The sequence below is a fragment of the Pseudoduganella sp. UC29_106 genome, assembly GCF_044055365.1.
Classification (GTDB): Bacteria; Pseudomonadota; Gammaproteobacteria; order Burkholderiales; family Burkholderiaceae_D; genus Rugamonas.
This window is the reverse complement of record NZ_CP171977.1, coordinates 3,164,790-3,185,388: the sequence shown is the minus strand read 5'-3', so window position 1 is coordinate 3,185,388 and position 20,599 is coordinate 3,164,790. Positions and strand designations below refer to the sequence as shown.

Sequence of the window (20,599 nt, the reverse complement as noted above, 5' to 3'; positions counted from 1 at the left end):
AGCTCAGTTCGGCACTTCCCTACGCTGGAGTCTTTCCCTGCACAGGAGAATTCCATGTCCCACCGGATTACCGTAGGCGCCGGGCTCATGCTCGTCGCCCTGGTCGCGTGCGAACGCCTGCAGCCTGCCGAAAAGCTGCTGGAGGATGCGCGCCAATACCGGGTCCAGGGCGACCTGCGCGCCGCGGTGATCCAGGCGAAGACCGCCGTCCAGCAAAAGCCCGACAATGCGCTGGCGCGGCAAATGCTGGGCGAACTGTATGTGGAACAGGGAGACGCCGCGCCGGCAGAAAAAGAATTGCGACGCGCAGTCGAGCTTGGCCGCCCGCGTGCCGACGTCCTTCCCCGCGTTGGGCAAGGCCGTGCTGCTGCAGGGCGCCTTCCATCGTCTGCTGCTCGAGCTGGTCTCCGAGCCGGACAGCGCCCCCGTGCTGGCCTTGCGCGCCGAAGCCCAGCTGGGCCTGGGCAAGCCGGACCTCGCCGCGCCCTTGTTCCGCCAGGCGCTGCAGTTGCAGCCGGCCAGCGTGCCAGCCCTGCTTGGCCTGGCCCGCCTGGCCCTGTCGCGTCACCAGCAGCCGGAAGCCATGCGCTATGCGGATCAGGCCATCGTCGCCCAGCCCAGGGAGATCGAGGCGCTGCGCTTCAAAGGCGACTTGCTGCGTGCGCAAGGCCGGCCGGAAGCGGCACGGCTCGTGTACGAAAGCATCCTCAAGCTGCGGCCGAACAATGTCCAGGCCCGAGTGGACATTGCCGGCCTGGCCATCGACGCCGGCCAGCTGGACCAGGCCCGCGAACAGATCGCCGCTGCCCGCAAGACCCAGCCCAACAGCCTGCTGATCCACCATGCCCAGGCCATGCTGGACTTTCGCGAGCAACGCTATGAGGGCGCCCGCGACCAGGTGCAGCACACGCTGCGCGCGGCGCCCGACCATCCGCCCACCCTGCTGCTGGCAGCCTCCATCGAACTGGCGCTGAATGACCTGACCCAGTCCCGCCTGCACCTGGAAAAATTCCTGTTGGCCGCGCCGGGTCATCCTTATGCGACCGGCCTGCTGGCCCAGATTGCTATCCGTTCGAAGCAGCCGGCGGAAGCGCTGCGCCTGTTGCAGCCCCTGCTCGAAGGCGAGGACGAGAATGCGGACTTGCTGGCACTCGCCGGCGATGCGGCCATGCAGTCGCGCCGGTTCGAACAGGCGGCCGCTTATTACGAACGCGCCGCCAGCCTGAATCCGGACTCGGCCAGGCTGCGCACCGGCCTGGGACTGAGCCGGCTTGGCATGGGCGAGAACCAGCGCGCCGTCGCGGAACTGGAGCGGGCGGCCGCCAGGGATGGCGCCCGCTCGCGCACCGGACTGCTGCTCATCCTCACCTATATGCGCAGCAATGAATTCGCCAAGGCCCTGCAGCACATCGATGGCTTGATCGCCAGGGGCGACAATCCCATGCTGCAAAACCTGCGCGCCGGCGCCCTGGCTGCTGGCGGCAATACCCGGGGCGCACGCGCCGCCCTGGAACAGGCCCTGCAGCAGGACCCGCTGTACCAGCCCGCCCATGAAAACCTGACCCAGCTCGACCTGGCCGAGAAGCATGGCGGCCAGGCCCGCCAGCGCCTCCTGGCCGCCCTGAGCAGGGACAAGGCGAATATCGGCATGTTGAGCGCCCTGTCCCGCCTGGCCGCCAGCCTGGGACGGAGCGCAGAAGCCGTCGAATGGATGGAGCGTGCCCATGCGGCGAAGCCGGACGCGATCGAGCCCGCGGCGGCGCTGGTTGCGCTTTATCTGAGCAGCGGCGCGCCCGACAAGGCCATGAGCATTGCCCGCAAACTGCACACTGCCAATCCCTTCAAGCCAGAGCTGCTGGCCTTGCTGGCCCAGGCCGAGTCCGATAGCGGCGAACATGCCAGGGCCCTCGAAAGTTACTCGCGGCTGGCCGTTATGCGCCCATCGTCCGCCGCCGTTCAACTGCGCATCGCCGCCACACAAATGGCCCTGCGGCATACCAACGAAGCGCTGGCCGCCGTGCGGCGGGCGCTGGCGCTGGAACCGGAGCGCGATGACGCACTGGCGCTTGCCTCCGGGCTGCTGGTAGACAAGGGCGCCCTGCCTGAAGCCGTCGCCCTGGCGCAAGGCGTACAGCGCCGCCGTCCGAAAGACGCGCTGGGCTTCAAGCTGGAAGGCGACGCGCTGCAAGCCCAGGGCAAACACGAAGAAGCGCTGAAGCGGTATGAGCGGGGCTTCGAACTGATGGGCTCAGGACCGTTGGTCATCTCCATTCATCGCACATTGCGCGCTGCGGGCAAGCAGGCCGCGGCTGCCACCCGTGTGGAGCAATGGCTGGAAAAAAATCCGACGGATGCCCCCACACGCCTCTACTTTGCCAGCGCCCTGCTGCAGGACAACGATTACAAGTCCGCGAGCCAGCAATACCAGCAGATCCTGCAAGCCAACCCGGACAATGTGGTGGCGCTGAATGACCTGGCCTGGTGCTACCTTCAGCTGGCCGACGGGCGCGCCCAGGCCAACGCTGAACGCGCCTATAAGCTGGCCCCGCAAAATCCGGCCGTCGCCGATACGCTGGGCGCCGTGCTCACGCGCCAGGGCCAGGCGGCGCGCGCCGTGCCGCTGCTGAAGAAGGCTCTCGACCTGGTGCCCGCGTCGCCTGAAATCCGCCTGCATTATGCCCGAGCCCTGTTCAGACCGGCGACAAGACCGCTGCGCGCGCACAATGCGAACAGCTGCTCGCCATGCGCGACATCCCGCAACTGGCGGAAGTCAAAGCCCTGCTGGCACGGCTCTAGCCAGGGCCATAGCGCCCCGGCGCGATAATGTGGTCCGGGTCCCAGGGCATGCTTGATGCGGGCGACAGCGCGCCAGTAGCTGTCGTCGCCGTTATCGAGCCTGTCCAGCGACTGCCGGCCAACACGATACGGTATGTAGCCTGCCGATCATCTCCTCGAAGAGTTCGTCATGACAGGAGTGGGCACGAGCGGTCTCTGCCCGGATCCTCCTTGTCGAACGCAATGGTCAGCACCCCACCCAGCGCGCGTTCATTGATCATGCTGAAGGTGGGCGAACAGGTCGAAGCCGTGGCGACGGAAGACGGGATCAGCCAGCGCGTAGGCGCGCAGCATCTCCGTTCCCCGCATTGGCAGCACGGGCGACACCCACAGCAGGCCGCAGTTATCCAGTGCCGGATTGGCGCCGGCGGGAAATCCCGGCGGTAGTCCGCCGCGACGACGCCAGTAGGCGCCGGCAAGGAAGCGGCCGTTCGGGATGCCGCGGTTCATCTCGAACAGCGAACGGCCAAGCGCGACCTGGGCGCGCAGCTTGCGTCCCGCCGCAGAGTTACCGAGCAGGCGGGCCGCCGCCTCGCCCCAGCGAGCTTGCGTTCATCTAGAAATTGCACCCGCGCTCGCGTCCGCGCCAATGCGGCACGCACGGCGCTGCGCGCATAGGCCAGTTGCGGGCCGGCGCCGTAAAGCGCCACCTGACACGGTCCATGCGCCGATGCCGACGGACGTCCGCAATTGCAAGCGCACGAGTCGGGCAGGCGCGATACGCCGGGCGCCAGCTGATGCGGAAACGTCATGCCGCCGGAGATCACGCGCAAGTCATTGCCGATATGCAGAATGCTGCGCAACACGCCGCCCAGGCGCAAGGGGCGCAAGGCATCAACGACAGGGCCAATGTCCTCGTGCTCAGGCACCATGCACAGGAAATGATTAATGGCCGGGGTCTTCGGCATCAGCCACAGGCCGAGGCTGGTGACGATGCCGAGGTTCGATTGGGTAAACAGGCCGTCCAGCAAAGGCCCGACGCCATAGGGGAAGACGCGCTGGTTCACCGCTGTTGGGAAATGGCCGAAGCCGGTGTTCAGCACGTCGCCATTTGCCAGCACAATGCGCATGCCGCTCACGCTCTGGAAGCGGTTGCCGTATGGCGAATGGCCGAAGCCGCGCTCCATGATATTGCCGACCAGGCTGGTGTCCGGGCCAGCGCCCGTGCTGTCCATCCACAGCGGCAAGTTCTGGCTGATTAAATATTCCGACAGTTGCGCCTGCGTGACGCCGGGCTCGACGACCACGTATGCCAGATCGGCGCTGGATTCGAGGATGCGCTGCATGCCGCTCAAGTCGACGATCACATTGCCGTCGCGGACCGCGCAGGCGTCGCCATAGCCCCCAGTTGTGGCCGAGGCTGATTGGGTAGAGCGGCATGCGGTGATGGGCCGCAATCCTGACAACGGACACGACCTCCTCCGTGCTTAGCGGCCTCAACACGGGCGAGCGGCTGCGTGCCGCGCGGCGGTGCTTGCGCTATAGGCGCCAGTCCGCCTGCGTCAGTCAGCACGCGGCCGCGCCCGAGCAGCGCTTCCCACTGGCTGAGGGCGGATGCGGGGTCCATGAGCTTAATCCCTGCCCTGCATCAGGCGCGTCGTGATGCCGGGCTCGTCATCGCGTGAGAAGAAGAAGGGGTAGAAGGAGCGCACGCCGCCGCGCTGCTCCATCAGTCCGCCATGCTTGTCGATCTGCTCGCCCATATATGACAGTTCCAGACGCAGCAGCACGGCGGGCGCCTGCACGCGGCCGCAGTGGCGTTCGCCGCCAAAGTCGCTGAATCCCAGCATGCGCTTGTAGAACATCACATGGCGCGGATTGACTTCGATGACGTAGTCGGTGTAGCCGTGGATGTTGTGCGCGTAGATGTAGGAGATGTGAATCAGCGAAGCGAATACGCGCTTGCTCACGTGCTTGTCGATCGCCAGACGCGAGGGCTCGCACAGGCGGCGGCCTTCGGTACGCAGTGCATCGAGCTTGTCGCGAAAGTTTTCATCGGCCGGCAAGCCGACGCTGGGGTCGTCCAGGCATAACGACATGGTGCCGACGGTCTCGCCCCCCGCTCTCCGCATACAGGGTGATGCGATTGGGCGCGTGCTCGTCGTACGGGTCGACTTGGTATCCGCGCCAGCCGTACATCTTCTGTATCAGCAGGCCTGCGGCCTTGCGACGGCCGGCCGTGTCCGCCATGCGGATATGAAAGAGCTGGCTATCCAGCTCGTGATTCAGGGCGGGGTCCATCCGCGCTCGCCAATCAGCAGGTCGCGCAGGCCAGGCTCCGCCTCGAAGGTAACGATGGTGTCGTGATCATGGCTCATGCCGATTCAGAGCGGAGTGCGCTGCAAAAAGTTCCCGAGCGTCGGACTTTTTTTCATGCGCCCTTTGCCGCCCGCCAAGCGCGGGGTAAGCGCCTGATTTTGCGGGCAAAAACCGCGTGGCACGGATGCTGCTGATCGGAGGGCGGCGGCAGCCCGCCGTCACCAACCCTGAGGAGAAGCAAGCCATGAAAACGCTGAAAAAGACCTTACTGGCCACGGCTGCGGCAGCGGCGATGGGCCTGGGCATGCTCCCGGCGGCGCACGCCGACACCTTCGCTTCCGCGATCCTGCGGATCAACAACTTCACCTTGCGCCACGCACCGGGCGGACCGGACTTCCGTCGTTTCGGACTTCAGCATGCTGACCGGTACCAATGACGCGAGAGCCCGCAATTCTGAATGGCGTACAAGTGCAAGACCAGGCTTCAGTAAATATCATGTCACCCACACCGCCGAACCTGCTGCAGAAATGCGCCGGACCGTGCCCGACGGGCCAAAAATACGCTACTCCCCATCGCTATCCCTGGCACTAACTTCGCCCATGCTGATGAATTGCTGACGGGCTCTTCCATCGCACCGAATGGAGGCCCGGCGCCCGGCGCCAACGCATTTACACGCGCTGATGCAGGCACTGTCTCGTCACCCAACGATGCCAACGGTTCCTCGAATGTGGGCACGTCTACGACCTTCCGGTTCACGGTCACCACTCCAGGTTCTATGACGGTTGAATTCGATGCAATTCCCTTCCTGCAGGCTTTCGTATCGCCGGGGGGCAGCCCAGGATTCCAATGCCAACGCCAGTCTCCACTGGAATATCAGCATTCTCGACCTAACTGCCAACAACACATTGCTAAACGAAAGCCCAGACGATATTAACCAGTCTCGTAGCGCGACCGACGGTGCTCCTGCCAACGTCCTCTACAACCCGGGTCTGAGCACTTTCTCATACTCATTTACTACGAGAATGGCGCTGCTCACGGGACATGATTACCAGCTCACAGTTGGCCACGAGACCGAGGCCAACGCGCTGCAACAGGAAGTGCCGGAGCCGGGGACGCTGGCGGTGCTGGGGGCGGGCCTCATGGGGATGACGCTGGTGATGCGCCGGCGTAAGCAGAAGTAGCCACAGCGTGCATGGAGGGCCCGGGCCGGCAGGCACGGGCCCTATTTGATGCCGTGGTGGTTCATCAGATCGTACAGCGTCGGCCGGCTGACGCCCATGAGCTCGGCGGCGCGGGCGATATCGCCGCCGGTGCGTGCCAGGGCGCGCACCATGACCCGGTACTCGGCCGCGCCGCGCGCCTCGCGCAGGTCCATGCTTTCGGCCTGGATCGCGACCGGCGGCAAGCCCAGATCGGCGGCCGTGATCTGCGGCCCCTCCGCCATGATGACCGCGCGCTTGATGCAATTCTCCATTTCGCGCACATTGCCCGGCCAGCCGTGGACTTCGATGGCGGCCAGCGCATCGGCGCTGAACGGCATCGAAGGACGATGCTCGGCAACACTGAAGCGGTGGCGAAAGTACTGCGCCAGCAGCATGCCGTCCCCGATCCGCTCGCGCAGCGGGGGGATCACAAAGACGATTTCGCTCAGGCGGTAGAACAGGTCCTCGCGGAACGAGCCCGCGTCCACCAGCGCTTTCACGTTGCGGTGCGTGGCGCAGACCACGCGCACATCGACCTTGATCTCGGCGCGTCCGCCGACGCGCTCGATCACGCGCTCCTGCAGGAAGCGCAGCAGCTTCGCCTGAAGCGGCATGGCCATGTCGCCAATTTCGTCGAGGAAGAAAGTGCCGCCGTCGGCCATTTCAATCTTGCCCGGCGACTGGCGTTCGGCGCCGGTGAAGGCGCCCTTTTCATGGCCGAACAGCTCACTCTCCAGCAGTTGCTCGGGAATCGCGGCGCAATTGATGGCGACGAATCTCTTTCCCTGTCGCGCGCTGAGCCTGTGCAGGCCGCGCGCCAGCAATTCCTTGCCGCTGCCGGACGCCCCCAGCAGCATCACAGTTGCCGAACTCGGCGCCACTTTTTCCACGCTGCGGCACACCCGCAGCATGCCGGGATCACGCGTGATGATGCCGGCCAGCGGGGAATCGGCCTCGGTCTGCATCATGCGGCGGTTGTCCTGCTGGACCGCATGTAGGAAAAAGGCGCGCTCGGTCATCAGCCGCAGCGCATCGGCGTCCATCGGCTTTTGATGAAAATCGTATGCACCGAGCGCCATCGCTTTCAGCACATTGGCGCGATCCTGGTTACCGGAGAGGACGATCACCTTCATCTGGGGCGCGATGGCCAGCATCTGCTTCAGCAGTGCCAGCCCCTCGCCCGCGCCGTCGGTTTCAGGCGGCAGGCCTAGGTCGATGGTGGCAACGGCCGGCTGGTGGCGGCGCAGCTGGTTCAGCGCCATTTCGCGCTCGGACGCAAAGAGGACCTCGTAGGCATCCAGCGTCCAGCGCAGCTGTTTTTGCAGCCCCGGATCGTCTTCCACCACCAGCAGCTTCTTCTTCATGAGGCGCGCTCCTTTCGCTCATCCATGATGCCGCACGCGCAACCGGATGATTTTGAGCGGCCGCAAGGCAGCGCAAGGATGCCAAATGGTCTATAGTGTTGATCTTGACCGCACGAAAACACGAATCACCATGAAATTTGATGTAGCCATTGTCGGCAGCGGCCTGGCCGGTCTGTCGGTAGCACTGCATCTTGCGGAAAGCCGCAAGGTTGCCATTATTTCCAAACGTGAACTGCTGGACGGCGCCAGCAACTGGGCGCAGGGCGGCATCGCCGCGGTGCTCGATTCCGGCGACAGCCACGAGCAGCACATCTCCGATACCCTGGTTGCCGGCGGCGGCCTGTGCGACGAAGGCGCCACGCGCTACATCGTCGAACACGGACGCGAGGCCATCGAATGGCTGATCGCCCAGGGCGTACCCTTCACCCGCGACGAATCGGCGGAACTGGGTTTCCACCTGACCCGCGAAGGCGGCCATAGCCAGCGCCGCATCATCCACGCCGCCGACGCCACCGGCCACGCCGTGCAGGTGACGCTGGAAGAAAAGGTGCGCGCGCATCCGAACATCACGCTGTTCGAGCATCACTGCGCCATCGACCTGATTACCTCGGACAAGATCGCTCCCCACCCGCAGCATCGGCAGCCGCGCTGCCACGGCCTGTATGTGCAGGACGTGAACAGCGGCCAGGTGCACACTTTCGCCGCGGAGCATACGATCATGGCCACGGGCGGCGCCGGCAAGGTCTATCTGTACACCACGAACCCCGACACCGCCAGCGGCGACGGCATTGCCATGGCCTGGCGCGGAGGCTGCCGCGTGTCGAACATGGAATTCATTCAGTTCCATCCAACCTGTCTATACCACCCATACGCCAAGTCCTTCCTGATCACGGAAGCGATCCGCGGCGAAGGCGGTTTGCTGAAACTGCCGCCGGAAGCCGGCCCCGCCGCCGGCCAGCGCTTCATGCTGGCGCATGACGACCGGGCCGAACTGGCTCCGCGCGACGTGGTGGCGCGCGCCATCGACTTCGAAATCAAGAAGCGCGGCCTGGATTATGTGCACCTGGATATCAGCCACAAGCCGGCTGAATTCCTGATCGAACACTTCCCGACCATTTACGCGCGTTGCCTGGAACTGGGCATCGACATCACCAAGGAACCCATCCCTATCGTGCCCGCCGCGCATTACACTTGCGGCGGCATCGTCACGGACCTGGTGGGCCGTACCGACCTGCCGGGCCTTTACGCGGTGGGCGAAACGGCGTATACGGGCCTGCATGGCGCCAATCGTCTCGCCTCCAATTCACTGCTGGAGTGCGTGGTGATCGGACGCGCCTGCGCTCAGGACATCCTCGCCAAGCCGCGCGAAGGCGCGCCCTTCCTGCCGGACTGGGATGAGAGCCGGGTGACCGATGCGGATGAGGAAGTGGTGATCGCCCATAACTGGGATGAGCTGCGCCGCTTCATGTGGAATTATGTGGGTATCGTGCGAACCACCAAGCGTCTGGAGCGCGCCCAGCACCGCATCGCTCTGCTGAAGGAGGAGATCGACGAGTATTACGCTCACTTCCGCATCACGCCGGATCTGCTGGAACTGCGTAACCTGGTGGATGTGGCGTCGCTGATTGTCAATAGCGCGCTGCAGCGGCGCGAGAGCCGCGGGCTGCATTTCAGCAGGGATTATCCGGAGACGTTGCCGAAGGCGTTGCCGAGCGTTTTGACGCCGTCGCGACGCTAACACGGCGGATCAATGATCCGCCCTACATCCCTTCGGGACTCAAACTGGATGTCGTGTTGCGGCGTAGGGCGGATCATTGATCCGCCGCGCGCCGCCACCCGCGTGTCCCGTTAAGGCACATTCACCTCATGCCGCTGGCCGAGGCGTTTCAATTCGCCGCTGTCGACCAAGCGCTGGAATTCCGCATCGAATTCCTTGCGCAGCGCGTCGGATGACACGCGGCGCGGGAAGGCGAAATAGCCATCCTGCACCTCGATCACGCGCGGCAGCATGGTGATCTGCCCCGCCAGCCCTATCCTGCCCAGCACGGGTTCCGTATTGCGCCGGTTACTGGCAAACAGTTGCACGTGCTGGTGCGCCACCATCTTCAAGCCGCTTTCCACGCTATTGGCAACGCTCAGGCGTAGCTGCGGCCTGGCGCGGTCGAAGGCCGGCCCGTATGCCCAGCCATTCAGCGTCACGATGCGCACCTCGCCCAGCGTGGTGAAGTCGCCGTTCCAGTCGATCGGCGTGCCGTTGCGTGCATAGAACACCATCTGATCCTGGTAGAACGGTAGCCGCGGAAAACGCCATGGTCTGCATGCGTTCCATGTTCTTGTACGGGCCGACCAGAATGTCCGCCTTGCCCTGTACCAGCATGGCCTGGGCACGCGCCCAGGGATAGAGCTCGAATCGCACCTTGTGCCCAAGGCGCCCGGCGATGATGCGCACGATTTCCGGCCCCAGGCCGACAATCTGATCCTCCTGCCCCCGCTCATACACGCGTTCAAAATGCGAGCCGATCACCAGCAGCTCTCGCGCAGTCGCGGGCAGGCAGAACAGGAAAATCAGGATCGCGGCCAACTTGCGCATGGGTCCTCCGACGGAAGGAGCATGATACCATCGGCGCATGACCTCTCCAGCCCTACTGCGGCCAGCCTGCCGCGACGACATCCCGCGCATGGAGGCGCTGATCCGGCGCTCCGGCATCGAATTGAGCCGTGGTTTCTACACGCCCGAACAGGCGGCGGCGGTTACGCAGTACGTGTTCGGCGTCGACACGCAACTGGTGGAAGACCAGACCTACTTTGTGATTGAACGGGACGGCGAGCTGCTGGCTTGCGGCGGCTGGAGCAAGCGCGCGACGCTGTTCGGCGCCGACCGCACCAAACAGGGCGCCGATCCGCTGCTCGATCCAGCGACCGAGCCTGCGCGCATCCGCGCCTTTTTTGTCGATCCTGCCGTGCCGCGCCAGGGCCTGGGACGCCGCCTGATGGAGCATTGCGAGGCCGAGGCGGCGCGCGCAGGGTTTGGGGTGATGGAACTGGCCGCAACAATGCCCGGCGTGCCGCTCTACCAGGCATGCGGTTTTGAAGTGGTGGAGAATTCTCGCTTGCGCTGCCGGACGACGTCTTAGTGCCGCTGTCCCGCATGCGCAAGCGCATAAGTTGATCGCCTGATCAGCCGTTGAAGCCCTTGCCTTCGCCGGCCAATTTGAGCAGCAGCGGCGCAGGTTGCCAGGCTTCGCCGTGGCGTCCCTTGGCAAAGCCTTCGATGGCCGCCAGCACATTCGGCAAGCCCACCGTGTCGGCATAGAACATCGGGCCGCCGCGGTGCAGCGGGAAGCCATAGCCGGTGAGGTAAACCATGTCGATATCGGAGGCGCGCAAGGCAATACCCTCCTCCAGGATCAGCGCCCCTTCGTTCACCAGTGCAAACACCAGGCGTTCGACGATTTCCATATCGCTGATCTTGCGGCGCTGCACGCCAATATCAGCCGAATGCTTGACGATCATATCGTTCACCACGGTGCTCGGATAGGCCTTGCGGTCGCCTTCCTTGTAGTCGTACCAGCCGGCGCTCGTCTTCTGGCCGAAGCGGCCCATTTCGCACAGCAGGTCGGCGGTCTTGGAATAGGCGATTTCCGGCTTCTCCACGTAGCGGCGCTTGCGGATGTACCAGCCGATATCGTTGCCGGCCAGGTCGCTCATGCGGAATGGGCCCATCGGGAAGCCGAACTTCTCGATCGCCTTGTCCACCTGTTCCGGCAGCGCGCCTTCCTCCAGCAGGAAACCGGCCTGGCGGAAGTATTGTTCGATCATGCGGTTGCCGATGAAGCCATCGCACACGCCGGACACCACGCCCGTCTTCTTCAGCTTCTTGGACAGCGCCAGCGCCGTCGCCAGCACATCCTTGCCCGTTTCCTTGCCGCGCACGATCTCCAGCAATTTCATCACATTGGCCGGCGAGAAGAAGTGCAGGCCTATCACGTCCTGCGGGCGTTTCGTGAAGGCGGCGATCTTATCCAGGTCCAGCGTGGACGTGTTGGAGGCGAGGATGGCGCCCTGCTTCATCACTTCATCCAGCTTGCGGAACACGGTTTCCTTCACGACCATGTCCTCGAATACGGCTTCGATGACGATGTCCGCATCGGCGATGGCGGCGTAATCAAGCGTGCCGCTGATGGCCGCCATGCGCTGCTCGAACTTCTCCTGCGTCAGCTTGCCCTTCTTCAGGGTGTTCTCGTAATTCTTGCGGATGATGGCGATGCCCTTGTCCAGCGCCTCCTGCTTCGTTTCCAGCAGCATGACCGGGATACCGGCGTTGGCGAAGTTCATTGCGATGCCGCCGCCCATGGTACCGGCGCCGATCACCGCCGCCTTGCGGATTTCACGCACAGGCGTGTCCGACGGCACATCCGGCACCTTGCTGGCTACGCGCTCTGCAAAGAAGGCGTGTCGCAGGGATTTCGATTCCGGCGTCTGGATCAGGTGCAGGAAACGTTCGCGTTCGAATTTCAGGCCGTCTTCGAATTTCATCGTGATCGACGCAGCGACGGTTTCCACGCACTCCAGCGGCGCCGGGAAAGGCCCCGCCACGGCCTTTACAGTATTGCGGCTGAATTGCAGGAAGGCTTCGTGGTTGGGGTAATCGACTTTGCGGTCGCGCACTTTCGGCAGCGGACGCACATCGGCGATCTTTTCGGCAAATGCCACGGCCGCTGCAATCAAGTCGGTCCCGGCCGGGAAAATTTCATCGAAGATGCCGGTGCCGGCCAATTTTTCCGACTGCATCGGCGCGCCGGACACGATCATGTTCAGCGCCATTTCCAGACCCAGTACGCGCGGCAGGCGCTGTGTGCCGCCGGCGCCGGGCAGCAGGCCCAGTTTCACTTCAGGCAAGGCGATCTGGGCGCCCGGCAGCGCAACGCGGTAGTTCGCGCCCAGCGCCAGCTCCAGGCCGCCGCCCATCGCCACACTGTGAATGGCGGCCACAACGGGCTTGGTCGAATTCTCGACGACACGGATCAGCGAGTGCAGCGTGGGTTCCTGCAGCGCCTTGGGCGAATTGAATTCCTTGATGTCGGCCCCGCCAGAGAAGGCTTTGCCGGCGCCCGTGATGACAATGGCCTTGACGGCAGCATCGTCCAGCGCGCGCCGCACGCCTTCGACGGCTGCCGTGCGCGTCGCGTGGCCGAGGCCATTGACGGGCGGATTATTCAGCGTGATGACGGCTACGGATCCCTGGACTGCGTATTCTGCGCTCATTTCGCTTCCTTATCTGTGAGTGATGGGTGTCTCCAACGCTTACTATACCGCAAAAGTGAACGGCCGTGCTATTGTTATGAAGAATGGACATTGTATTAATACTTGTTACTTATTTTTAAGAAAACTTGATATTTTCTAAGTCATTGATTTGCCTCAGAAAAATATTAAATCCAACACCGGAAAGAATTCACGAAAAAATGCTTGCCATGCAGAAATCCATCGTCTAACATTCTCTCCAGCAATTAGCTGATAAGGGCAAACCGTGCGAAAACGCGGGACGCAAAGTCATCGGTCTAAGGGGCTTCGGCTCTATGACGGCAGGACTGCCAGACTAAGTACTCTGTACACGCATGTGACTCGTCTTTACGAGCCGCCGGCGGCGTCTTCAATCGGTCCTTTGGGCCGAGGGGCAGTCCTCTTTTCAGAAACTTTTGAAAATACAGGACTCCTCAAAATGAAGAAATTCGCTACCACCATCGCCGCCGCTTCCATCGCTGCTACCTTCGCAAGCCTCGCCGCCCCAGCCTTCGCCGCCAAGGACGACACCGACTTCGCCCGTGGTCGCATCCTGGTCGAACCGCGCGCCGGCCTGACGGCAGACGAATTCGACAAGATCCTGAAACCGCACGGCGGCAAGCGCCGCAAGCTGGGCCAAAGCAACCTGCACATCGTCGACCTGCCGGCCAATGCGTCCGAAAAAGCCGTTATCGCGCTGCTGAAAAACAACCCGAACCTGAAATACGCCGAACTGGACAAGCGCGTGCCTGTCACCGCCACCACCAACGACCCTTACCTGGGCAGCGAGCTGGCACATCAGCAAGATCGGCGCTGACGTGGCCTGGGACAAAACTCAGGGCGCCGGTGTGACCATCGCCATCCTCGACTCCGGCGTGGACGGCGCCCACCCCGACCTGGCCGGCAGCATGGTACCCGGCTACAACATCTACGACAATAACACCAACACCGCCGACGTCTGCGGCCACGGTACCAAGGTCGCCGGCGCCGCCGCCGCGTCCGCCAACAACGCCGCCGGTGTGGCAGGCGTAGCGGGCCAGGCCAAGATCATGCCGGTGCGTATTGCCTACGTCGACCCAACCTACGGCTGCTACGCTTACTTCTCGACCATTGCCAGCGGCATCACCTGGGCCGCCGACCACGGCGCCCGTATCGTCAACGTCAGCTACGCTGCAATGCCGACCAGCTCGGCCATCATCAGCGCGGCTGACTACCTGAAGAGCAAAGGCGGCCTGATGTTCGCTTCGGCCGGCAACTCCAACATCGATGAAGGCTTTACCCCGACTACCAGCATGATCATGGTGTCCGCGACCGACAGCGCCGACGCCAAGGCCGGCTTCTCCAGCTACGGCAACTTCGTGTCCCTGTCCGCTCCGGGCGCCGGCATCTACACCACCGTGCAGGGCGGCGGCTACGGCGGCGTCAACGGCACCTCGTTCTCCGCCCCTGTGGCAGCCGGCGTGGCTGCCCTGATGATGGCCGCCAATCCGTCCCTGACCAATGCCAAGATCGAAAGCCTGATGTACTCGACCGCCGTGGATCTTGGCGCCGCTGGCCGTGACCCCTACTTCGGCTATGGCCGTGTGAACGCCGCCGCTGCAGTACAGGCCGCCGCCGCGAATGCTCCTGCGCCGGACACTACCGCTCCGTCGGTGGCGATTTCGTCGCCTTCCGCCAATGGCACCGTATCGGGCATCGTCGTCGTCAACGTCAATGCTTCCGACAACGTCGGCGTGGCGCGCGTCGAGCTCCAGGTCAACAACACCGTAGTGGCGACGGACACCTCCGGCCCGTTCAGCTTCTCCTGGGATTCGAATGGCGTCGCCAACGGCATGAATTCGCTGGTTGCCGTGGCTTATGACGCCGCCGGCAATGTCGCATCCTCGACCCCGGTCTCGGTGAACGTCTCCAACACCGTTGCTGCGCCGGTCGTTGACACCGCCGCGCCGGCACTGGCCATCACCAATCCGACCAACGGCGGCACGGTCACCGGCAATGTATCCATCGTCCTGAACGCTTCGGACAACAGCGGCGCAGCAGGGATTTCGATGTCCCTCTACATCGACGGCGCCCTGAAGGCCAGCGGCAACGGTTCCTCGATGAGCTACTCCTGGAATGCCAAGAAGGCCGGCAGCGGCGTCCACACCATCCAGGCTGTGGCACGCGACAAGGCGGGTAATACCACTAATACCCAAGTGCAAGTGAATAGCCGCTGAGATAATAGCTCTTGCTAAATAAAAAGCCAGGTTAAATACCTGGCTTTTATTTTGAGTATTATTGTTACTTGCATTAGAAAAGTTGCTATGCATAATTGATGTAAGTTATTGTAAGGCATTGTATACGTTCAATGTTTCGCCCAGTAAAATTACGCCAACCAACTTTGCATAGTGATCAGACTAATGTGCAACAACAGAAAAATTAATTAAAGATTGCGGTTGCCAGCCGTAAATTCCTTAATTAATATCTGGGCAGAAATCTGACAAAGGCAAACCATGCGAAAGCATGGGTCGCAAAGTCTACGGTCTAAAGGGGCTCCGGTCCCTATGACGGCAGGACTGCCAGATGCAACTCATCGGGGACACCCGAGGAGATGTCTTCTTCACGCGGGTCGCAAGACCTGGCGCGGCAGTCCGCTTTTCTGTAACTTCGAAAACTGGACTACCATCTATGAAGAATCGTTCCATTGCAGCATCCTCCCTCGTCTCCCAAACCTCCCTCACCGTTTTCGCCGTAGCCGCCGCCTTCGTTGCATTGGCTCCGTCGGCTTATGCCGCAAAACCGGACGCTGATGGCAGTTTCGCCCGCGGCCGCATCCTGGTTGAGCCGCGCGCCGGCCTGACCGAAGAAAACTTCGACAAAGTTCTGAAAACCAAAGGCGGTAAGCGCCGCAAGCTGGGCCAGAGCAACCTGCACATCGTCGACCTGCCTGCCGGCGCTTCGGAACAGGAAGTTGTGGAACAGCTCAAGAACGACCCCAACTTCAAATACGCTGAACTGGACAAGCGCGTTCCGATCGCCACCACCACCAACGACCCTTACCTGGGCAGCGAGTGGCACATCAGCAAGATCGGCGCCGACGTGGCCTGGGACAAATCCCAGGGTAGCGGCGTGACCATCGCGATCCTGGACTCCGGCGTGGACGGCTCCCACCCTGACCTGGCCCCGCACATGGTGCCCGGCTACAACATCTACGACAACAACACCAACACCGCCGACGTCTGCGGCCACGGTACCAAGGTCGCCGGCACGGCTGCAGCAGCTGCCAACAATGGCGCCGGCGTGGCCGGCGTGGCTGGCCAGGCCAAGATCATGCCGGTGCGTATTGCCTATGTCGACCCGACCTACGGCTGCTACGCTTACTTCTCGACCATCGCCAGCGGCATCACCTGGGCCGCCGATCACGGCGCCCGTATCGTCAACGTCAGCTACGCTGCAATGCCGACCAGCTCGGCCATCATCAGCGCGGCCAACTACCTGAAGAGCAAGGGCGGCCTGATGTTCGCTTCGGCCGGCAATTCGAATATCGACGAAGGCTTCACGCCGACCACCAGCATGATCATGGTGTCCGCGACCGACAGCACCGACGCCAAGGCCGGCTTCTCCAGCTACGGCAACTACGTGTCCCTGTCCGCTCCGGGCGCCGGCATCTACACCACCGTACAGGGTGGCGGCTACGGCGGCGTCAACGGCACCTCGTTCTCCGCCCCCGTGGCAGCCGGCGTGGCGGCCCTGATGATGGCCGCCAATCCGTCGCTGAGCAATGCCAAGATCGAAAGCCTGATGTACTCGACCGCCGTGGATCTCGGCGCCGCCGGCCGCGACCCCTACTTCGGCTATGGCCGCGTGAACGCCGCTGCTGCCGTACAAGCAGCCGCCGGCTCGTCCACCACTCCGGCTCCGGACACCACCGCCCCGACCGTGGCAATCACTTCGCCATCGGCCAACGGCACCGTTTCCGGCTCCGTGGCGGTCAACGTCAACGCAGCGGACAACGTGGGCGTGGCTCGCGTCGATCTGAAGGTCAACAGCACCGTCGTCGCCACCGACAGCTCGGCGCCGTTTGCCTTCGCATGGGATTCCAACGGCGTAGCCAATGGTCTGGCGACCCTGACTGCAGTTGCATACGACGCTGCGGGCAACGTGACATCGTCGACGCCAGTATCCGTGAACGTCGCTAACACCGTCACTGCTCCAATTCCAGCCGTCGACACTACGCCACCATCGGTCAAGATCACCAATCCATCGAATGGCAACACGGTGCGTGGCAATGTGAACGTGACTGTGAACGCAACTGACAACAGCGGCAATTCCGGCATCTCCCTGCAGCTGTATGTGGATGGCGCCCTGAAAGCATCGGGTTCCGGCTCCAGCCTGTCGTACAGCTGGAATACGAAGAAGTCCGGCAGCGGAGGCCACTCGATCCAGGCAGTTGCGAAAGATCCTGCTGGCAACACTTCCACCACTACGGTGAACGTGTCGAGCAGGTAAGCTTCAAGCAATAAAAAAACCGGCAGCCAAGGCTGCCGGTTTTTTATTGACCTGCGGTCAGAACAAATGCCGGCGCCTGTAGGCCAGGCCGAACAGGCCGGCTCCCAGCAGCGCGAGAGTTCCTGGCTCGGGCGTTTCCAGCGGTGGCGTGCCGCAGGGGTTGCCCGGGGACGGAACGCAAGGATTGTCCAGCGGACCACCTTTCAGGTAGGTCCATTCTTCATAGCCGTCGTTATTCGGCCATACTTGACCAAAGCGTGAGTAAAGGTAAATATACGCGCCATTCCTTTCGGCAAGGGTATCGAACAACATGCCGCCTGCAGTAAACGCGGCATTCAGTAACGCAACGGGGATGTCTACCGTCATATCGCCGCTACCGCTGCCGCTATTAAGTGAGAAGTCAAGATCGACCCGATTATTCTGGCTGCCAGAATCCATCTGGTACACAAGGAAGCTGTTGAGCGGGTTGAGCAGCGTACCTTGATTCATAGTCGGCGTGAGCGACTGATTCGGGTTAGTCGAAATGTAGATTTGCAATTCATCCAGGCTCAGCTTGGGATTGGCTCCGGTCTGGTTGATGTCAAGCAGGAACCGCATCACTTCGCCACCCGGAACCCCGGGAGTGGTGTCGATCAGGCCGACTTGCCCGACCGTAATTTCATGGTTATAGGTATCGGTGCCGTCGTTATTATAGGTGCCCGAAACCGTGGTGTTATAGCCTTGCACGACCGTCGCACTCGCGTCGCGCACACGCACGAATGACTTTATCACCCCACTGCCGGTTGGTTGCGCGGGCACTTGCTTATAAAAAGCGGTACCGAGCGTGCCCGACGCGCCCGCACTTGTCAGGTCCAATGCCAGATCTGCATGCGCGCTCATGCTGAACAGCATTCCTATTGCTCCAGCGATAGTTCCCAGCTTCCTTTTAAATGTCTTCATGACATCCCCATTTTTTGTCTGCAAAAATATAATGCATAAAATATGCCTAAACCTCTAATCAACGTGTAATCAATTAGTTACAGCTATCCTTTTGCATGCGCAGTCAGCAGTTGTAAGAAAATTCGACATTATGGGTTTTAAATCAATGACATAGGCATGCCATAGAGCCAGTTAAATTAATATTGAGAACTAAGCGATGCACAAGAAACAATGTAGTAAAAAATGGCAACAGATGGTTTATGTGTTCAGTTCATTTTTTAACTCAGCAATAAAGTTGCAAAACGTCCAGGATAATAAGCCACATATTTTCTGTTCAAAAGAAATTTTGATTACTCCTCAAAAAGTGCTCCATTAAGATCACTTGAGTTATCTCATCACCGCGTTGAAAGACTCAATGACCAAGCAATCTGCAATCTCCCTGCCCCGCAACACCCTCATCACCGCATCCTTTTTCGCTGTCGCCGCTGCCCTGAGCGCGATGGCGCCGGCAGCGCACGCCAAGCATGGCGCCGCTGACGAAGACCTGGCCGACGGCGAATTCGCCCGCGGCCGCATCCTGGTCATCCCTCGCGAGGGTGTGACCTCGGCCAATTTCGATAACGCTATCCGTCCGCATGGCGGCAAGCGCCGCAAGATGGGCCAGAGCAATATCAACATCGTGGACATCGCTTCCGGCAATGAAAAAGCCGTGCTGGCCGCCCTGCGCAAGAATCCTGACTTCAAGGCCGTGGAACTGGACCGCAAGGTCTTGCTGACCGCTGTGCCGAACGACCCCTACTACGGCAGCGAATGGCACCTCGCCAAGATCGGCGCCAACCTCGCGTGGGACAAGGCCCAGGGCGCTGGCGTCACCATCGCCATCCTGGATAGCGGCGTGGACCCGACCCACCCCGACCTGGCTTCGCGCCTGGTACCGGGCTGGAACGTCTACAACAATAATGCGGACACCAGCGACGTCTGCGGCCATGGCACCGCCGTCGCCGGCACCGCTGCTGCCGCCATGAACAATGGCGCCGGCGTGGCGGGCGTGGCCGGACAGGCCAGGATCATGCCGCTGCGTATCGCGTACAAGGACGCTGCCACCGGCAGCTGCTATGCCTACTTCTCGACCATGGCCAGCGCCGTGACTTATGCAGCCGACCACGGGGCGCGCGTAGCCAATATCAGCTACGCCAGCGTGCCGACCAGCGCCGCCGTGCAGAGCGCCGCGCAATACCTGCGCAGCAAGGGCGGCCTGTTATTCGTCTCGGCTGGCAACTCCAACCGCGACGAAGGTTTCACGCCGACCACGACGATGATCGCCGTGTCCGCGACCGACAGCGCCGACAACCGCTCCAGCTTCTCCAGCTATGGCAGCTTCGTTTCCCTGTCCGCACCGGGTTCTGGGATCTATTCGACCGTCAACGGCGGCTCTTACGGCGGCTGGAACGGCACTTCCTTCGCGAGCCCCGTGGCTGCAGGCGTTGCCGCGCTGATGATGTCCGCCAATCCGTCTCTGGACGCGAACAAGATCGAAAGCCTGCTCTTCTCGACCGCCACCGACCTGGGCTCGCCCGGCCGTGACATCTACTTCGGCTACGGCCGTGTGAATGCCGCCGCTGCCGTGAACGCCGCGATTGCCGCAAGCACGCCAGTGGACACGACCGCGCCGACCGTAGCAATCGCTTCCCCGGCCGCCAGCAGCACGGTTTCCGGCACCGCCACGGTCAACGTGAACGCCGCCGACAACGTGGGCGTGGCCCGCGTGGAGCTGAAAGTGAACAGCACCGTGGTCGCGACCGACACCGCGGCACCGTATTCCTTCTCCTGGGATACCAAGGGCGTTGCAAATGGGCTGGTGTCGCTGACCGCCGTGGCGTACGACGCTGCCGGCAACGTGGCTTCGTCCACGCCAGTGTCGGTGAATGTGGCAAACGCAACACCTGCCCCGGCGCCAGCCCCGGTAAACGATACAATCGTGCCAGTGGTCAAGATCACCAACCCGGTCGGCGGCCAGGTCAGCGGTCTGGTCAACGTAAAGGTTGAGGCATCCGACAATATGGGCCCGGCCGGCATTAAAATTCAGCTGTATGTTGACGGCGCATTGCGCGCCACCGGTTCCGGCAGTTCCATGTCTTACGCCTGGGATACGACCAATATCGCGGCCGGCTCCCACATGATCTATGCGTTGGTCCGTGATGCGTCGAATAACGGGGCCTATGCCACCGTCAGGGTCACTAAGTAATCAGCCTT

The 20,599-nt window shown here is 62.3% G+C and carries 16 protein-coding genes, 2 pseudogenes and 2 riboswitches; of the genes and pseudogenes, 10 read left to right on the top strand and 8 right to left on the bottom strand.

Annotated features, from left to right (window positions below):
• Nucleotides 1-54: 54 nt before the first annotated feature.
• Nucleotides 55-267 (top strand): annotated as a pseudogene (locus ACHMW6_RS16270) (hypothetical protein); the annotation flags it as partial.
• 61 nt (nucleotides 268-328) lie between these two features.
• On the top strand, nucleotides 329-2,824 hold the full coding sequence (gene prsT, locus ACHMW6_RS16265; protein ID WP_395408099.1) for an XrtA/PEP-CTERM system TPR-repeat protein PrsT: 2,496 nt from the start codon (nucleotides 329-331) through the stop codon (nucleotides 2,822-2,824).
• A 221-nt stretch (nucleotides 2,825-3,045) separates the two neighbouring features.
• Here the strand turns inward: prsT and ACHMW6_RS16260 are convergent, their stop codons facing one another.
• The 3 genes from ACHMW6_RS16260 to ACHMW6_RS16250 form a co-directional block, all read right to left on the bottom strand.
• Nucleotides 3,046-3,285: a hypothetical protein gene (locus tag ACHMW6_RS16260; protein WP_395408098.1), complete on the bottom strand. Its 240-nt coding sequence runs from the start codon at nucleotides 3,283-3,285 to the stop codon at nucleotides 3,046-3,048.
• On the bottom strand, nucleotides 3,282-4,142 hold the full coding sequence (locus tag ACHMW6_RS16255) for an FAD-binding oxidoreductase (RefSeq protein ID WP_395408097.1): 861 nt from the start codon (nucleotides 4,140-4,142) through the stop codon (nucleotides 3,282-3,284). The genes ACHMW6_RS16260 and ACHMW6_RS16255 overlap by 4 nt, the downstream gene beginning before the upstream one ends.
• A gap of 264 nt (nucleotides 4,143-4,406) precedes the next feature.
• Nucleotides 4,407-4,907, bottom strand: a complete 501-nt coding sequence (locus ACHMW6_RS16250; RefSeq protein ID WP_395408096.1) for an N-acyl amino acid synthase FeeM domain-containing protein — start codon at nucleotides 4,905-4,907, stop codon at nucleotides 4,407-4,409.
• A 431-nt stretch (nucleotides 4,908-5,338) separates the two neighbouring features.
• Here ACHMW6_RS16250 and ACHMW6_RS16245 point away from each other — a divergent pair, with 431 nt between their 5' ends.
• Nucleotides 5,339-5,530, top strand: a complete 192-nt coding sequence (locus ACHMW6_RS16245) for a hypothetical protein (RefSeq protein ID WP_395408095.1) — start codon at nucleotides 5,339-5,341, stop codon at nucleotides 5,528-5,530.
• Between the two features lie 355 nt (nucleotides 5,531-5,885).
• Nucleotides 5,886-6,275, top strand: a complete 390-nt coding sequence (locus tag ACHMW6_RS16240) for a PEP-CTERM sorting domain-containing protein (RefSeq protein ID WP_395408094.1) — start codon at nucleotides 5,886-5,888, stop codon at nucleotides 6,273-6,275.
• 41 nt (nucleotides 6,276-6,316) lie between these two features.
• Here the strand turns inward: ACHMW6_RS16240 and prsR are convergent, their stop codons facing one another.
• Entirely contained in the window at nucleotides 6,317-7,660 is a 1,344-nt protein-coding gene (prsR, locus tag ACHMW6_RS16235; protein WP_395408093.1) for a PEP-CTERM-box response regulator transcription factor, read from the bottom strand.
• A gap of 130 nt (nucleotides 7,661-7,790) precedes the next feature.
• Between prsR and nadB the strand changes: the two genes are divergently transcribed.
• Entirely contained in the window at nucleotides 7,791-9,398 is a 1,608-nt protein-coding gene (gene nadB, locus ACHMW6_RS16230) for an L-aspartate oxidase (RefSeq protein WP_395408092.1), read from the top strand.
• A 110-nt stretch (nucleotides 9,399-9,508) separates the two neighbouring features.
• Here nadB and ACHMW6_RS16225 read toward each other — a convergent pair whose 3' ends face one another.
• Both ACHMW6_RS16225 and ACHMW6_RS16220 read right to left on the bottom strand, forming a co-directional pair.
• A complete protein-coding gene (locus ACHMW6_RS16225) occupies nucleotides 9,509-9,934 on the bottom strand; it encodes a hypothetical protein (protein ID WP_395408818.1) in 426 nt (141 codons plus the stop codon).
• Nucleotides 9,935-10,010: 76 nt separating this feature from the next.
• Nucleotides 10,011-10,250 (bottom strand): annotated as a pseudogene (locus ACHMW6_RS16220) (ABC transporter substrate-binding protein); the annotation flags it as partial.
• Between the two features lie 37 nt (nucleotides 10,251-10,287).
• Between ACHMW6_RS16220 and ACHMW6_RS16215 the strand changes: the two are divergent.
• Entirely contained in the window at nucleotides 10,288-10,794 is a 507-nt protein-coding gene (locus tag ACHMW6_RS16215) for a GNAT family N-acetyltransferase (protein WP_395408091.1), read from the top strand.
• Nucleotides 10,795-10,837: 43 nt separating this feature from the next.
• On the opposite strand, the gene ACHMW6_RS16210 is transcribed toward ACHMW6_RS16215, so the two are convergent.
• Nucleotides 10,838-12,925: a 3-hydroxyacyl-CoA dehydrogenase NAD-binding domain-containing protein gene (locus ACHMW6_RS16210; RefSeq protein ID WP_395408090.1), complete on the bottom strand. Its 2,088-nt coding sequence runs from the start codon at nucleotides 12,923-12,925 to the stop codon at nucleotides 10,838-10,840.
• A gap of 244 nt (nucleotides 12,926-13,169) precedes the next feature.
• Nucleotides 13,170-13,256: riboswitch (cyclic di-GMP riboswitch) on the top strand.
• Between the two features lie 123 nt (nucleotides 13,257-13,379).
• Between ACHMW6_RS16210 and ACHMW6_RS16205 the strand changes: the two genes are divergently transcribed.
• The 3 genes from ACHMW6_RS16205 to ACHMW6_RS16195 all read left to right on the top strand — a co-directional run bounded on the left by ACHMW6_RS16205 (nucleotide 13,380) and on the right by ACHMW6_RS16195 (nucleotide 17,428).
• Nucleotides 13,380-13,757 carry a hypothetical protein gene (locus ACHMW6_RS16205; protein ID WP_395408089.1) on the top strand — a complete coding sequence of 126 codons (378 nt, stop codon included), beginning with the start codon at nucleotides 13,380-13,382 and terminating at the stop codon, nucleotides 13,755-13,757.
• Between the two features lies 1 nt (nucleotide 13,758).
• Complete coding sequence (locus tag ACHMW6_RS16200) at nucleotides 13,759-15,156, top strand: S8 family serine peptidase (protein WP_395408088.1); 1,398 nt, start codon at nucleotides 13,759-13,761, stop codon at nucleotides 15,154-15,156.
• Nucleotides 15,157-15,414: 258 nt separating this feature from the next.
• Nucleotides 15,415-15,503: riboswitch (cyclic di-GMP riboswitch) on the top strand.
• A gap of 104 nt (nucleotides 15,504-15,607) precedes the next feature.
• Nucleotides 15,608-17,428 (top strand): S8 family serine peptidase, encoded by a 1,821-nt coding sequence (locus tag ACHMW6_RS16195; protein ID WP_395408087.1) that lies wholly within the window; start codon nucleotides 15,608-15,610, stop codon nucleotides 17,426-17,428.
• A 57-nt stretch (nucleotides 17,429-17,485) separates the two neighbouring features.
• On the opposite strand, the gene ACHMW6_RS16190 is transcribed toward ACHMW6_RS16195, so the two are convergent.
• Entirely contained in the window at nucleotides 17,486-18,367 is an 882-nt protein-coding gene (locus ACHMW6_RS16190; RefSeq protein WP_395408086.1) for a PEP-CTERM sorting domain-containing protein, read from the bottom strand.
• A 394-nt stretch (nucleotides 18,368-18,761) separates the two neighbouring features.
• Between ACHMW6_RS16190 and ACHMW6_RS16185 the strand changes: the two genes are divergently transcribed.
• On the top strand, nucleotides 18,762-20,591 hold the full coding sequence (locus ACHMW6_RS16185; protein WP_395408085.1) for a S8 family serine peptidase: 1,830 nt from the start codon (nucleotides 18,762-18,764) through the stop codon (nucleotides 20,589-20,591).
• Nucleotides 20,592-20,599 lie beyond the last annotated feature (8 nt).